The organism is Sorangium sp. So ce1014 (assembly GCF_051521505.1).
Taxonomy (GTDB): Bacteria; Myxococcota_A; Polyangia; order Polyangiales; family Polyangiaceae; genus Sorangium.
On sequence record NZ_CP150356.1, the window covers coordinates 10739949 to 10755210 of the forward strand.

The 15262-nt window shown below is 72.1% G+C and carries 11 protein-coding genes; 4 read left to right on the forward strand and 7 right to left on the reverse strand.

The features are described 5' to 3' along the window. Positions 1-59 precede the first annotated feature (59 nt). Positions 60-1652, reverse strand: a complete 1593-nt coding sequence (locus WME75_RS40710; protein ID WP_437482283.1) for an AgmX/PglI C-terminal domain-containing protein — start codon at positions 1650-1652, stop codon at positions 60-62. A 658-nt stretch (positions 1653-2310) separates the two neighbouring features. On the opposite strand from WME75_RS40710, the gene WME75_RS40715 reads away from it, so the two are divergent. Further along, a complete protein-coding gene (locus WME75_RS40715; protein ID WP_437482286.1) occupies positions 2311-4362 on the forward strand; it encodes a TonB family protein in 2052 nt (683 codons plus the stop codon). Positions 4363-4444: 82 nt separating this feature from the next. Then, positions 4445-5080: an AMIN-like domain-containing (lipo)protein gene (locus WME75_RS40720; protein WP_437482292.1), complete on the forward strand. Its 636-nt coding sequence runs from the start codon at positions 4445-4447 to the stop codon at positions 5078-5080. Between the two features lie 76 nt (positions 5081-5156). On the opposite strand, the gene WME75_RS40725 is transcribed toward WME75_RS40720, so the two are convergent. Then, positions 5157-6380 (reverse strand): LysM peptidoglycan-binding domain-containing protein, encoded by a 1224-nt coding sequence (locus WME75_RS40725; RefSeq protein ID WP_437482295.1) that lies wholly within the window; start codon positions 6378-6380, stop codon positions 5157-5159. A gap of 29 nt (positions 6381-6409) precedes the next feature. Next, positions 6410-6694: a DNA-formamidopyrimidine glycosylase family protein gene (locus WME75_RS40730; protein WP_437482298.1), complete on the reverse strand. Its 285-nt coding sequence runs from the start codon at positions 6692-6694 to the stop codon at positions 6410-6412. Between the two features lie 73 nt (positions 6695-6767). Between WME75_RS40730 and recD2 the strand changes: the two genes are divergently transcribed. Both recD2 and WME75_RS40740 read left to right on the forward strand, forming a co-directional pair. Continuing rightward, positions 6768-9185 (forward strand): SF1B family DNA helicase RecD2, encoded by a 2418-nt coding sequence (recD2, locus tag WME75_RS40735; protein ID WP_437482301.1) that lies wholly within the window; start codon positions 6768-6770, stop codon positions 9183-9185. 437 nt (positions 9186-9622) lie between these two features. Continuing rightward, the gene (locus tag WME75_RS40740) at positions 9623-10762 is read left to right on the forward strand and encodes a tetratricopeptide repeat protein (protein WP_437482304.1); all 1140 of its coding nucleotides are present in this window, start codon (positions 9623-9625) and stop codon (positions 10760-10762) included. 75 nt (positions 10763-10837) lie between these two features. Here the strand turns inward: WME75_RS40740 and WME75_RS40745 are convergent, their stop codons facing one another. From WME75_RS40745 to WME75_RS40760, 4 genes are all read right to left on the reverse strand, one after another. Next, positions 10838-11680 carry an HAD family hydrolase gene (locus tag WME75_RS40745; RefSeq protein WP_437482307.1) on the reverse strand — a complete coding sequence of 281 codons (843 nt, stop codon included), beginning with the start codon at positions 11678-11680 and terminating at the stop codon, positions 10838-10840. An 85-nt stretch (positions 11681-11765) separates the two neighbouring features. Continuing rightward, positions 11766-12023 carry a 50S ribosomal protein L27 gene (gene rpmA, locus WME75_RS40750; protein WP_437482310.1) on the reverse strand — a complete coding sequence of 86 codons (258 nt, stop codon included), beginning with the start codon at positions 12021-12023 and terminating at the stop codon, positions 11766-11768. A 14-nt stretch (positions 12024-12037) separates the two neighbouring features. After that, positions 12038-12346: a 50S ribosomal protein L21 gene (gene rplU, locus WME75_RS40755; protein ID WP_437482312.1), complete on the reverse strand. Its 309-nt coding sequence runs from the start codon at positions 12344-12346 to the stop codon at positions 12038-12040. A 296-nt stretch (positions 12347-12642) separates the two neighbouring features. After that, positions 12643-15255 carry an ATP-dependent Clp protease ATP-binding subunit gene (locus tag WME75_RS40760; protein ID WP_437482315.1) on the reverse strand — a complete coding sequence of 871 codons (2613 nt, stop codon included), beginning with the start codon at positions 15253-15255 and terminating at the stop codon, positions 12643-12645. Positions 15256-15262 lie beyond the last annotated feature (7 nt).

Below are 15262 nucleotides of genomic sequence, written 5' to 3' on the forward strand. Positions count from 1 at the left end.
GAAGACAGGGCACGCCGCGCGTCGGGGCGATACCCCGGTCAACCGCTGGAAGGGGCGAATCAGCTGCCGGAGGGGCTGAAGAGGATAGGATAGGTCACGGTCACGATGCCCGCGTCCGGCGGCGGGAACGACAGCCCGTAGAACGACCGCACCACGCAGGAGACCACGCCGGCGTCCGGCAGATCGGAGCCGCCGTTCTGCACGCTCGAGACCGCTCCGTCGCGGCCGATCGAGAAGCCGACCGACACGCGCCCGGTGAGGTTCGGGCTGTTGCGCAGCCCGTTCTCGTAGCAGAGCCGGAAGCGGCCGAAGTTCTGCCGCACGATGCGCTGGATGACCTCGGGCGGGATCCGGCCCGACACCGAGGGCGACCCGACCCGCATGCGCGGCGCGCTCACCTTGTGGCCAGGGCCGTTGACGAAGCGCGAGGTGCCGTTGCCCGGGCCGAAGCCCGGCCCGTCGCCGAGGCCGTTGCCGTGGCCGATGGTGCCGAGGGGCCCCATCCCGATGCCCGTGAAGCGCCCGTCGCCGCCCTCGCCGACGCCGGTCAGCCCGAGGCCGCCCACGCCGCCCGACTCGTCGATCGTCTCGCCCCACATGTTGCCGATCACGCTCTTCGCCCCGTTGCCGAGCGTGTCGACGCCGCCCCAGGGCGCCGACAGCGCGTTCGGATCGCCGCCGAGGCCCGCCTGGAGCAGGCCGATCGCGCCGAAGCGCGCCGCGTCGTCGAGCGCCTGCGCCCGCGAGATCCGCACGTCGGCGTTGTCCTTCGGTCCCTCGATGTCGAAGCGCCCGCCCGTCTTCCGGCTCGTCGCGCTGCCGGCCTTGCCCGACTCGCCGATCGCGGCCGCGCCGGTGCCGCCTTCCCGCTCGCTCGGGCGGGTCGCCTCGGTGCCGTCGTTCGCCTCGGGCTGCTCCCGCTCGGCGGTCGACGCGAGCGCCTGCGCCATCAGGTACGCCTGCTCGGCGCTCACGCCGCCGTCGTCGGCCATGGCGAGCGGGGGCATGAACGCGGCCATGGCCCCGAGCAGGCCGACGTGGAGCAGCGTCGAGAGCGCGGTGAACGGCAGGCTCCTGCGGTCGAGGCTCGCCTTGCCCGCGACGCGGCGGCCCGCCCTGCCCACGGCGACCTCGAAGCCGAAGCCGCCGAGGTCGAGTTTCGCGCGCGCGCCGAGCGGCAGCGCGATCCGCCGCGCCCCGTCGAGCGCGGCGCACGGCGCGGCGCGGCCCGTCGCGATCGCCTGCGCGACCGTCATCTTGCAGCTCCCGATCTCGACCATCCCCGACGTGCCCGGCGGGATCACGGCGCTCACCTCGCCGTCTTCGCCGACGAGCACGAGCGGCGCCCTCGCCGCGCCGAGCCGCTCCGCCGGGACGAAGAAGTCGCACGCGCCCTCTGCGCCGTCCTGCTCGCCCACATGGAAGGAACGCGGCGGGGTCAGGTGCGCCACGTGGAGCAGGTTGCTCCCCCACCGGATGAGCACCTCGACGGACAGCGCCTCGGTCTCGCACTCCGCGGCGGGCACCTCGGGCGCGGTCTTGACCAGCGCGTACGTATACGAGCCCTCCGGCGCGTCCTCGGGCACCTCGGGATCGCAGGCCGGAGACGCGCTGAAGGGCAGGTTGCCGAGAAACGGATTCGGCGATGCCATGCTCGGAGCCAACTTGAACGTATCCATCTGAGGCCAGCCCTTTCCCTGCTCCCGCGCGCGGCGTGAACGGCGCAGCGAGCGGTCTGAATGCAGCGAGCCCGCGAGAGCCCGCGCTTTGGTGATCCCCGGCGCACGCGCGGCGAGCTTCACCGCTCTCTGCGTGCGCCGCGGAGCACCGCGTCCACGCCAGGGATCGACAGCGCCCCCGGCCCCAGGTTCCGGACCCGCAACGCGATTTTCAGCGGCGAGATCGCGCCCAGGGCGTTGAATAAATTCCAGATTGCGGGCCCGGCCCCGCCCCTCCCGGTGCGCCGGCTCGCCCCCCGCCCTCGTGGAGCGCCCCCCTTGAGGGGCAGGCGCCGACGTCCGGGCCGCAGGTGCGCGCGGAGAACACCTCGCTCGGTGAGGCGCGGAACAGGCATGGATTCGCCGCGAAACAGAGTCGTCATGTTCCGTTGCTCTCCGCTTAACCGCGCCGCGCCCGCGGGAGCTGAAGCGTGAAGAGGCGATCTGGTGGAGCAGCCGACAGCGCACCAGACTCGGTCGCTCCGCGCCGGCGGACGGGACGGGATGCGCGGGGGGATCCCGAGCCGCGCAATCGGCAGGACACGGGAGTTGGGGTAGCCGCGCCCCCGCCCTCGTGCGTATGATGAACGGCATGGGTGCGACCAGGAGCAGCGGTCAAGACCCGCTCATCGGCGCCACGATCGCCGATCGATATCGCATCGTCTCGCTCATCGCGCGCGGGGGTATGGGCAAGGTCTACAGGGCCGAGCAGTCGGCGCTGGGACGGATCTGCGCCCTCAAGCTCCTCGTTCCCGACGAGCGCCGCGAGCAAGATCCGGAGTTCTTCCGACGCTTTTCACGCGAGGCCGCCACCGCGGCGAGGCTCACCCACCCGAACTCGGTCACCGTCTTTGATTACGGCCGGGACGAACCACTCGGCATCTATTTCATCGCGATGGAGTACATCGCCGGGCGCACGCTGCACCGGGTGCTCCACGACGAGGGCGCGCTCCCCGAGGCCCGCGTGAGCCGCATCGCGCGGCAGATCTGCCGCGCGCTCGCCGAGGCGCACGGCCTCGGCCTCGTGCACCGCGATCTCAAGCCGAGCAATGTGCTCCTCGTCGACCAGGGAGACGAGAAGGACTTCGTGAAGGTGCTCGACTTCGGCCTGGTCAAGGACGTCTCGGGGCAGCAGCAGGACGATCTGACCCAGAAGGGCCTGTTCATCGGCTCTCCCAAGTACACCGCGCCGGAGCAGGCGATGGGCCACGAGCTCTCGTCGCGCGCGGACATCTACGCGCTCGGCGTCCTGCTCTACGAGATGCTCTGCGGCAAGGTGCCGTTCGACAAGAAGGTGCCCACGGCGACCCTCATGGCCCACGTCAGCGAGCCGCCGCCGCCGCTCGCCGGGCGCGCTCAGGCCGCGGTCGTGTCGCCGGCGATGGAAGCCCTCGTGATGCGGTGTCTCGAGAAGAACCCGGACAGGCGGTTCCAGTCGATGAAGGAGTGTCTCACCGCGCTGAAGAGCGCGGCGGGCGAGCCGATCGACCTCACGCGGGCCTCGGCGCCCGATCGCCTGCCCATCTCGCAGCCCGGCGGCGCGCTGCCCTCGGCGCCGTCGATCTCGGGGCCGCGCATCTCGGCGCTCTCTCTCTCGCCGAACGAGCCGGACGCGCCGCCTCGCGCGGCGCCGAGCGAGCCCGCCGCGCTGCCTCGCTCGGCGCAGAGCGACTCGCTCTCTCCTCCGCAGGCGCCCCCGACCTTCGGCGGGTCCATCGGCCCTCCTCGTCAGCCGCCGGTGTCCGTCTACTTCGTGGCGCTCGTCGCGGCGATCCTCGGCGGGGGCATCGTGCTGGCGCTCACCGGGCACGTGCGCGGCCGCGCGCCGGGCGCCGCGAGCGCCCCTGCCGCCGTCCAGCCCGCCCCCGTGGTGCCGCTCGCCCTGCCCGCCGAGGCGCCGGGCAGAGAGCCCAGCGCGGCGGCCGAGTTCAGGATTGTGAGGATCGAGAGCGCCCCGCCCGGCGCCCGCGTGTCCGACCGCGGGACGGAGGTCTGCCTGGCGACCCCGTGCCGGCTCGTGCTGCAGGGCGCCGGGACCACGGCCGAGTACCGGCTCACGCTGACCAAGCCCGGCTACAAGTCGACCGTGCTCGCCGTCCGTCCCGAGGACGAGACCGCCTCGGCGGAGCTCGAGGCGCTCGCCGCCGCCGCCCCGGCGGCGCCGAGCCCGCTGGCCGCGGCGAGCGCGCCTCCGGAGCCGGCTCGGCCGGCCGAGCCGTCGCGCCCCGAGCCACCGAGCACCGAGCCGCCGATCGCAGCCGAGCCCAGCGTCGCCCTGCCGACCGCGGCCACCCTGCCGGAGCCTCCGGCGGCCGCGCCCGCCGCGGTGCCAGCTGCGCCGGCGCCGGCCGCCCCCGAGATCCTGCGTTTTCAGCAGGGGATGACGCGCCCCGCGCCGATCACCGGGCCGGCGGTGGTCTACACGCGGCAGGCGCGGCAGGCGCGGGTCGAGGGGACCGTCCTCGCGAAGTGTGTTGTGACGACGGCCGGCAGCCTCACCGGCTGCCGGATCGTCAAGGGCGTGCCCCACATGAACGAGGCGGTCCTCGAGGCGCTCGCGGCGAGCCGCTACAAGCCGGTCACCTACCAGGGCCGGCCCGTCAACGTCGACTACGTGTTCTCGATCAAGCTCGTGCTGCCCTGAGGCGCTGGCGGAGTCCGTCCCTCGCGGTGCCCCGTGTCGTCGCGGTGGACGCTCGGCGGCCGTGGCGCCATGGAAGCACCACATGAGGACCGCCGACCTTCTGCTCGCAGCCGCAACCTTGTCGCTCGCCGCCGGCTGCCGCGGCGGCGCCGGCAGCGAGCCTGCTCAGCCTATCCCGCACGTCACGCCGATCGACACGCGCGCCCCCGAAGGGCCGGCGGCGGACAACGAGCCGCCCACGCCGCGGCCCCCGAAGGAGGCGGATCCCACGAGCACCGACACGTTCGAAGGCACCGCGGGCGCCACCGACAAGCCGCGCGCCGGCGCGAAGGTCGCGATCCTGCGCGACGTGCGCGCGGCCCGGCACGAGCACTACGACCGCGTCGTGTTCGAGTTCGAGGGGGACACGGTGCCGGGCTACCACATCGACTACATCGACAAGCCGGTGCGGCAGTGCGGCTCGGGCGAGGCGACCGAGATCGCCGGCGACGGATGGCTCGCCGTGCGCATGACCCCCGCCGCGGCGCACACGGACGCGGGAAAGGCCACGATCCCGTTCCGCGAGAGGAAGCTCGCGCTCGGCGTGGCCCTGGAGCTCGAGCGGACGTGCGACTTCGAGGCCGAGGTGACGTGGGTGCTCGGGGTCTCGTCGCCGAACAAATACCGCGTCCTCGAGCTGACCAAGCCGGCGCGGCTCGTCGTCGACGTGAAGCACTGACGAGGACGGTGGCGGCGCCCGCGGGCTCACCGCGCCGCCGGCGGGCCGGCACCGGCGGCGGCGCGCCGTCCGCCGATCAGCCGCCCAGCGCGGGCCCGGCTTCCGCGTGGTGTACCGGCGGAGACGCCTCCGCCGCCCTCGGCGGGGGCAGCCGGCGCGGCGGCACGACGACGTGCTTCGGCGGGGCGGCGGGACCGCTCGACGGCCGCGGGATGTTGTAGACGCGCCGCGCCTGGATCGCCGTGGATCGCAGGCCGTTGGCCCGCTTGATCGCCTCCACGGTGGTGCCGTACTTCCGGGCCAGCGAGCCCAGCGTCTGCCCCTTCTTCGCGGTGTGACGCACGTAGTACGCCGTCGGCTTGATCACCCCGCGCTTCACGAGCAACGGATACGCGCGCACCGCCGACTCCTGCGCGATCGGGCTGTAGAACCGGATGTGGATGTGGTTCGCGTGCCCGCGGGCATGACGGATGAGCGGGCGCGGCTTCCTCGACCCGTACTGGAAGACGTCGTCGAGCCAGCCCTTGTCCTCGCCGATCTTCAGCGCGTGCTCCTTGAGCAGCCGCTGCACGCTTGTGTCGATGAGGATGAGCTCCACGTCGGACTCGGTGACGAGCGCCCGGACGAAGGCCCAGGTGCGCTCTCGATCGAGGTTCGCCGCCGTGGCCCGCTGGTACCAGCGGTGCCGCGCGTCGAGGAAATAGCTGATGTCGACGTCGCGCCCGGCCTGGTGGCTCTTGTGCGGCGAGAGGTGGCCGCCGTCCCGGTCGCTGATGTGCCCGATGTAGAGCTTCGGGCTCCCCGGGAACTGCCGGTGCACCTCCCCGATCGTCCGGTCGAGCGCGTCGATCGTCTCGCGCGTCCCCCAGGCGTGGCTCGGGTCGACGAGCTCCCACCTGTCGCTCTCGGGCATCCGGATGCCGTTGAACAGCGCTCCCGCGTTTGTGGCGCCCACCGACATCGGCCCCAGCGCCGCCGGGTCCTTCGAGAGCAGCTCCTCGATCTGGGCCTCGGTCATCGCCGCGAGCGGCGAGTGCGCACGAGCGCCGGTGCCCGGCTCCGCCGCCAGATCCAGGCCGTCGTCGATCTCCCCGCCGTCGTCGTCCACCTCGTCATCGTGCGCGGGCGCGGCCTCCTCCGCCGCTGTCCCCGGCGCCGACGCGCCGGAGCTCGGCTCCGCGGAGGCCGCGGCGACCACGCGCAGCAGGCCGTCCTTGGACCGCGCCGCCTCCGGCGCCCTCCCGGCGCAGCCCGCGAGAACGAGGGCGCAGAGGACAGAAACCATGCTGCTGCGGCCCATCGCGGGGCCACTATACCGGCACGAAGAAGTCACGCCAACCGCGCCGCGCGGCGCGCAGCGCCCTTCGCGCGACGTGTGTTCAGCGCCGAGGTGCCTGCGCAGCCCTGCTCGCGCCCGCGCACTGCCGCGCTCCGGCTGGCACCGCGGGCAGAAGGCGCCGGGAGCGCGCGGCCCGGGAGCTCGCGCTCGAATGCGTCGCGGCTCGATCGGCGGAACACGCGGGTCGTGTCGCCCTCGGCGGACGCGATCCGGTCGCCCGCCAGGAAGCGGCGCAGCGAGGCGGCGGCGTGCTCGACCTCCGGGAGCTCCGGCACCCGCGAGGACTATCACGCGCCGCCGCGCACGAGGGCGTTGCCGCCGGCGGGCCGGCGGCTACATGCTGCCCTCGTGCAACGGTCCCAGCGGAGCGGCGGCCCCGATCGGGCAGCCCGGGGGGCAGCCGCGCCGCCGCCGGACGACGCGCCGCGCCCGCACGACCGCGGCGAGCGACCAGGCGAGCCCGGCGAGCGCCCGCCGGGCGGCGGGGGCCAGCAGAGGCTCTTCTCGGCCAGGGAGGTGGCGGGCGACGGGTCCGCGACGGTCGAGGGCGAGGTCGTCCGCGTCACCTACGAGAGCGAGTCGAGCGGCTTCCGGGTGCTGCGGGTGGAGGTCACCGCCGGCGCCGCGCCGGAGGTCTGGGTCGGGGTGTTCCCGCCGGTCGGCCCCGGCACGCGCGTGCGCGCGACGGGGCGGTACGAGCGCGATCCGAAGCACGGCGAGCAGCTCAAGGTCGAGACCCTGCTGCCGATCGCCCCCGCCACGCTCGAGGGGCTCGAGCGCTACCTCGGGTCCGGCATGGTGCAGGGCATCGGCCCCGCCTACGCGAAGCGGATCGTGGAGGCGTTCGGCACCGAGACGCTGGAGATCCTCGACCGCTCGCCGGAGCGGCTCGCCGAGGTCCCCGGGCTCGGCCAGCGGAGGGCGCAGGCGGTCGCGAAGGCGTGGGCGGCGCAGCGGGCGATCGGGGCCATCATGATCTTCCTCCAGGCGCACGGCGCCTCCCCGGCGCTGGCGAGCCGCATCTACAGGCGGTTCGGCCCCCACGCGATCGACATCGTCTCCCGCTCCCCGTACCGGCTCGCGCTCGACGTGTGGGGCATCGGCTTCAAGACCGCCGACCGGATCGCGCGCTCGATCGGCATCCGGGCCGACTCGCCGGAGCGGGCGCAGGCGGGCGTGCTGCAGACGCTGGTCGATCTGTCGACGCGCGGGCACACGCTCGCGGAGCGGCCGGACCTCGCGGAGCTCGCCGCGGCGATGCTCGAGCGCGACGCCACCGAGGCCGACAGCGCGATCGACGCGCTCGCGGCGAGCGGCCACGTGCGGCTCGAGACGCTGTCGACCGGCGAGGTGGCCGTCTACCCGAAGGACCTCCACGAGGCCGAGGTGCGGCTCGCGCGCCGGATGCGCTTGCTGCTGGGGGGCGACAAGGACGACGCGGCGGGCGATGCGCGCCTCGTGGAGGGCATCGACGGGGCGATCACCGCGTTCGAGGCGAAGACGAAGGTCTCGCTGGCAGCCGCGCAGCGGGACGCCGTGGAGCAGGCGGCGCGGAACAAGGTGCTGGTCATCACGGGCGGCCCGGGCGTCGGCAAGACGACCATCGTCCGGGCCATCCTGGCGCTCTTCGATCGCGCCCGGCTCCCGGTGCGGCTCGCCGCGCCGACGGGCCGCGCCGCCAAGCGGATGAGCGAGGCGACCGGTCGCGAGGCGGTCACGCTCCACCGCCTCCTGGAGTTCGATCCGAAGCAGCGCAAGTTCGCGCGCCAGCGAGGCCGCCCGATCGAGGCGGGGGCGATCGTGGTCGACGAGGCGTCGATGCTCGATCTGGCGCTCGCCGACGCGCTCCTCCAGGCCACGTCCGACGCGGCGCGGCTCGTGCTGGTGGGCGACGTCGATCAGCTGCCGTCGGTCGGGCCCGGCGCGGTGCTGCGGGACGTGATCGCCTCGGGCGAGGTGCCGACGGTGCGGCTCACGCAGATCTTCCGGCAGGCCGAGGGCAGCCTCATCGTCCAGAACGCGCACCGGATCCACGACGGCCTGCCCCCGGAGGGCGCGCGCGGGCCCGGCGGCGAGTTCTATGTGATCGAGCGGACCGAGGCAGAGGCGGCGGCGGAGCTGATCCTCCACCTCGTGACGGAGCGCATCGCCAAGGGGTTCGGGCTGGACCCGCGGCGGGACGTGCAGGTGCTGACGCCGATGCACAAGGGCGAGGCCGGAGCGATCGCCCTGAACGCGCGGATGCAGGCGGCGCTGAACCCCGAGGGCCCGAGCGTCACGCGTGGCGCGCGGACGTTGCGGCTCGGCGACAAGGTGATGCAGCTCCGCAACGACTATGACCGCGAGGTCTACAACGGCGATGTCGGGTTCATCACGGACGTGAACGCCGAGGAGCGGAAGCTCCTGGTGCGCTTCGACGATCGCGAGGTGGGCTACGAGGAAGCGGAGCTCGACGAGCTGACGCTCGCCTACGCGACGAGCATCCACAAGAGCCAGGGGAGCGAGTATCCGGCGGTGATCGTGCCGATCCTCACCCAGCATTTCGTCATGCTCTCGCGGAACCTCATCTACACGGCGGTGACCCGCGGCAAGCGGCTCGTGGTGCTCGTCGCGGATCCGCGGGCTGTGTCGCTGGCGCTGGCGGAGACCCGAAAGGAGGAGCGCCGCACCCACCTCGCAGAGCGGCTGCGCAGCGCGGCGCCGGAGCGCTCCGGCCCGGCGCGCGAGCTCAAGCCGGCCCTCGCCGCCGGCCCGCGACTCGACTAGGACGGCGCGCGGAGAGGGCGAGCGACATGGGCGTCCGTGACGGCGACAGCGAGCAGGACAGCGATCACACGAGCGACCGCGAGCCGCGCGACATCGCGACAGCGGCGGCGACGCAAGCCGCAGCGCGGCTGGCTCGGAGCGCGGCAAGCGCGGTAAAATTCACTGGAATCACGGGTGAAAACGCGGGCCAAAACGCGGGCCAAAACGCGGGCCAAAACGCGGGCCAAAACGCGGGCCAAAGCATGAGCGGACTTAACGCGGCGAGGGGCCGCGCCCTGCGAGCTCCCCCGTTGCCCGGCTGGGCCCTCCCTGCTAGCGTTCGCGCCCCTTCTACACGAACTACGGCCCCCATCATTTCGGCGCGCAGGGTACCGGGGCGAGGCTGGGTGATTCCTGCGCCTCGGCGCGCGTGGGGGAGAGATCTCGGAGCATCGACGATGACGACCAACGGACAGCAGCAGGCGGCTGGGCTCAACATCACCGGCGGGGCAGCGATCGTCGCGCCCGTGAGCGCGTTCCCGAACGGCGTGCCGGGGAACGCGCTCATCGTCATCCCGGTGAACAAGCCGACCGATGAGCTGAAGGGCATGATCGAGAAGGGTCCCACGGCGGTGACCCTCGATCAGATGTGGCAGCTCCTCGGCTTCAACGGGCCGGCGGTGCAGGTGCAGGACGATCAGGGACGACCGATCGCGATCGGCCTGGAGGACCTGCTCGCCGGCCTCGAGAAGCACTGGACCGAGCAGCCTGACGACCTGAACCGCGGGCGCATCTACGCGCAGGAGCTCCTCAAGCACAACCGGGTGCAGCGCGCCGAGCAGGTGCTCTCGAAGGTGGTCGCGAAGGGCGGCACGGGCGACGACTGGCTCGCGCTCGGCATCGCGCAGCTCTCGCAGGACAAGCACGACAAGGCCGAGGGGACGCTGAAGGGCGCGCAGAACCTGCTCAAGGACAACCCCTACCCCTCGCTGCACCTCGCGAAGCTCTACCAGGCGCGCAAGGAGGACGCGAAGGAGCGCGAGTACATCGAGAAGTCGATCGCGATCGACGTCGACTGTATCGACGCGTGGGCCTACCTCTTCCAGTACCTGAAGCAGCGCGGCGACGAGGCGAGCGCGGTCGACGAGATCGAGAAGTTCTCGGCCGACAAGAAGACGGCCGCGCCGTACATCGCGATCCAGGGCTTCTACGCGAGCAACGAGGAGACGCGCGACAAGGCGGTCGAGTACGCCAAGAAGGCGGTCGCGCAGAACCCGGACAGCCCGCTGGCGCTGCTCTGCCTGTCGGCGCTGTACGGGCAGAAGAACGACCTCGAGGCGGTGGTCCGCCTGCTCCAGCCGCACGAGGCGAAGATGAGCCGCGACGTGCGCCTGGCCAACAACTACTTCGAGGCGCTGTTCCAGTCGCGCCAGCTCGAGAAGGTGACCAAGCTGCTGAACGCGCTCGCGGGCTCTCCGAACAAGGAGGTCAAGCAGTTCGCCATCGAGCGCTCGCGCGCCGTCGCGCAGTACCTGCAGCAGCAGCAGCAGCAGCTCTCCGCCGCGGCCCAGCCTGCCCAGCCGCAGCGCAAGGGCTGACACGCAAGGCGCGCGCGGGGGAGCGCTGCGCGGCGCTCCCCCCGCTGCCCGCCGACGCTCGCCGCCCCTCCTCGCTCAGCGACCGAAGGCGCGGCGGATGGCTTCGGCGATGCCGCCGCCCCGCAGGCCGTCGGCTTCCAGGCGGTCTGTCGCCGCCCGCTTCACATCCTCGGGCGCCTGTCCCATGGCGAACGACCGCCCCGCGACCTCGAACATCGGCAGGTCGTTGAGCCAGTCGCCGACGACGACAACGTCCGACGTCGAGCAGCCGTAGTGCTCCGCGAGCCACGCGATCGCCGTCCCCTTCGTCGGCCCCGCCGCGCGGACCAACATGGCGAAGACGCTCGTGTGACCGTCGTGCAGGAGCGGGAACGAGACGACGAAGGCTGAGTCACCCAGCTCGGAGCGGACCTCCTCGACGGCGGCCCTGACCTGCAGCTCGGTCCCGATCGCCACCAGCGCGAGCAGCCCATGCTCGTGCTCCCAGTACGGGTGCGACGAGACGCGCTCGACCTCGGCGATCGCGTTCGACCAGCCCCGGACGTAGTGGAGGTGCGGCGTGCCGGTCGCGTCGTGGACGATGCTATCCTGCGCGAAGAGGAACGAAGCCGTCGCGTGCCGCTCGGTGATCGAGCGCAGGAGGGCCGCCTCGGCGCCCGAGATCGTGCGCGAGTACAGGTGCGCGTCGCCCTCGGTGTGCACGATGTGGCTGCCGTCGACGCACGCGATGGGGCCGACCACGCCGATCCGCCGCGCGACCTCGCGCGTCCCCGAGTACAGGCGCCCGGTCGCGATCGAGACCGGGATGCCCGCGCTCTGGAGCCGCTGGATGGCGAGGAAATCTTCCTCGTGGATGGAGCCATCACGACGGACCAGGGTCCCGTCGACGTCGACGGCGAGGAGCTTGTAGATCGTCACCGCGCTTGAATGGATCGTGAGCGCGCGGAGCGCGGCAGGCGGGACGCGAGGGGACGGTTCAAGAGGCCATCCCCGGGAAAAGAGTTCAGGAAGCCGGGTAGACCGACACCTTCTTCTTGGTGTTGGACTTCCATTCGTACTTCACGACGCCATCGACGAGGGCGAAGAGCGTGAAGTCGCGCCCTGTGCCGACGTTCTGGCCGGCGTGGATCGAGGAGCCGACCTGCCGGACCAGGATGTTGCCAGCGCGCACCGGCGCACCGGCATACACCTTCACCCCGCGGCGCTGCGCCTTCGAGTCGCGGCCGTTCCTGGAGGAGCCGCCGCCCTTTTTATGAGCCATGTCTACTTCTCCTGCTAGGCCGTGATGCCGGTGATCTTGAGCTCGGTGTACGGCTGACGATGGCCGTTCTTGCGCCGGTAGTTCTTCCGGCGCTTGAACTTGAAGACCACGATCTTCTTGCCGCGGTCCTGCCCGGTGATCTCGGCAGCGACGGAGGCGCCGCTCACGAGGGGCTTGCCGATCTTGGGGGCGTCACCGCCGACAAGGAGCACCTCACTGAAGGTGACCTTGTCACCGGCATTGCCGGCAAGCTTCTCGACCCGGAGCTTCTGACCTTCGGCGACCCGATACTGCTTGCCGCCCGTCTTGATGACCGCGTACATGGTGCGTCTTCCTCAACCTGGGGACCGCGATCCCTCACGTTACGCCACGCAATGACCCTCAATCTGAGGGCCCGGTGAGCAAGGGAGCGGCAGTATACGGACCTTCTTCGGCTTGGCAAGAGATTCGCAGCGCCCCCGGCCAGGATCTTCGCCAGGAGGGCCAACCCCGCGCCTTCGCGGTGGCGGAGCACGGCACAATCGAGACGCCCGCGCGGCCCGGACCGCGCGCTCGGTCACGTTCGCCTCGCCTCGCGCTCGGTCACGGTCGCGCTCGCCTCGCGCCCTGGTGCGTTCCCTCACGCCTTGGTGAAGACGAACTTCTCGTCGGTCACGTCGACCTGCATCGTCTGACCGGGCTGGTATCCGCCGGCCAGGATCGTCTCGGCGAGCGGGTTCTGGAGCTCGCGCAGGATCGCCCGCTTCAGCGGGCGCGCGCCCAGGCTGGGCTCGTAGCCGAGGTCGACGAGCCGCGCCTTCGCGGCGTCCGTGAGGGCGAGGCGGATCTCCTTGTCCGTGAGCAGCTGCTCCAGGCGGCGGAGCTGGATGTCCACGATGCCCCGGAGATCCTCCTTGCTGAGCGCCTTGAAGACGACGATGTCGTCGATCCGGTTCAGGAACTCCGGGCGGAAGAACCCGCGCAGCTCCTCGAGCAGGACGTCGCGGATCGCCTCGCGGCCGTCCTCCGTGGTCCAGAGCTTGGCGTCGGTCTCGAGCACGCGCTTCGACCCGATGTTCGAGGTCATGATGACGACCGTGTTCGAGAAGTCGGCGAGCCGCCCGCGGCCGTCCGTCAGCCGACCGTCGTCGAGGATCTGGAGCAGCAGGTTGAACACGTCCGCGTGCGCCTTCTCGACCTCGTCGAACAGCAGCACGCTGTACGGCCGGCGTCGGGCGGCCTCGGTGAGGAAGCCGCCCTGCTCGCTGTCCGCGTAGCCCGGCGGCGCCCCGATCAGGCGCTGGGCCATGTGGCGCTCCATGAACTCGCTCATGTCCATGCGCGTCAGCGCCTGCTCGTCGTCGAACAGGAACTCGGCGAGCGCCTTCGCGAGCTCCGTCTTGCCGACGCCGCTCGGCCCGAGGAACAGGAACGAGCCGATCGGCTTGCCCGGATCGCGCAGACCCACGCGCCCGCGGCGCACCGCCTTCGCGATGGCGCGCACCGCCTCGTCCTGGCCCACCACCCGCTGCGCGAGGCGCTCCTCCATCTTGAGGAGCTTCTCGGCCTCGCCCTCGAGCATCTTGGCCACCGGGATGCCGGTCCAGTCGTTGAGCGTCGCCGCCACGTCCGACTCGCTGACGACGTTCGAGGTCGGCGCGACCCCCTCCCGCTGCGCGGCCTCCTCGGCGGCCTGGAGCCGCCGCTTGATCTCCGGGATGGTGACGTGCTCGAGCTCACCGATCCTGGCGAACGCCTTGTCGCGCTGGGCGGCCTTCAGCGCGTCCGTCGCGGCGACGAGCTCGCGGCGGATGGCCTGGCACGCGGCGATGACGCCGCGGCGCGACGCATTGCGGCTGCGCATCAACGACGCCTTCGGCTCGATCTCCGCGAGCTCCGCCTCCAGCCGCGCGCGGGTCTGGGTGCTGAGCTTGTCGTCGTCGTCGGCGAGCGCGGCGATCTGGGCGCGGAGCGCGTCGACGCGCCGGGTCAGCGAATCGACCTCGGCCGGCACCCCGTCGACCTCCACCCGCTTTCGGGCGGACGTCTCGTCGAGCAGGTCCACGGCGGTGTCGGGGAGCGCGCGGTCCGAGAGGTACCGCTTGGCCAGCGCGACCGCCGAGGCGATGGCGCTCTCCCCCACGCGGACGCGGTGGTGGGCCTCGTACTTCGTCGCGATCCCGCGCAGGATCTCCGTCGCCTGGTCGATGCTCGGCGCCTCCAGCGTGACCGTCGAGAACCGCCGGATGATCCCGGGGTCGCGCTCGTTGATCTTGCGCACGCCCTCCGGCGTCGTGGTAGCGATGATCCGGATCTCCCCGCGCGACAGGAGCGGCTTCAGGAGCTCTCCGACGCCGGCGCCCTGCACCCCTTGCCCGAAGAGCGCGTCGAGGTCCTCGACCACGAGGATGCTCTCGGCGTCCTGCTCGCCGCGCAGGCGGTCGACCAGGACCTTGAGGCGCTGCTCGATCTCACCGCGGAGCTTCGCCCCGGCGACGAGCGCGCCGGTGTCGAGCTCGTAGAGGTGGGCCCCCGCCAGGTTCGTGGGCACGTCGCCGTGGGCGATCCGGTCGGCCAGGCCCCGGATGATCGCGGTCTTGCCGACGCCGGGCTCACCGACGATGAGCGGGTGGTTCTTGAACCGTCGCTCGAGGATCTGCAGCAGGCGACGCGCCTCGACGTCGCGCCCGATGACCGGATCGAACCGCCCTTCGCGGGCGTCGGCGACGAGGTCCCGGGTGTAGGGCGCGGGCTGCCCGGGCTCGGACGCGCTGGACGGTGAGGGAGAGGGCTCCCGCGAGGCCGCCTCCAGCGCCGCGAGGTGCGGCCGGAACGCGCCGGGGCCGATGCCGAACGAGGAGAGGATCTCCCCCGCAGGCCCGCGGATCTCCTGCGCGAGCGCGTGGAGCAGGTGCTCGATGCCCACATTCGCCGACTTGTCCCGGGTCGCTTCCCGCTCGGCGCGCCCGAGGAGGTCGAGCAGCCGCGGGCTCACATACGCCACCCCGCTGCCCGCCTTGGATTGCTTCTTCAGCGCGTTCTCGGCGAGCTGGAGCACCTCGTTCGGGTCGGCTCCGGCCCGCCGAAACACCTCGGATACCCCCCGGTCACGCTCCAGCAACCTCATCAGCAGGTGCAGCGGCGTGACCTCGGCGTGCTGGCGCTCGTCCGCGATCTGCTGAGCGCCGGCGACGACCTGCTTCGCGTCGCTTGTATAGCGATCGAGGTGAATCGTCCCCTCTTTCTCGGCCATGCGCGCA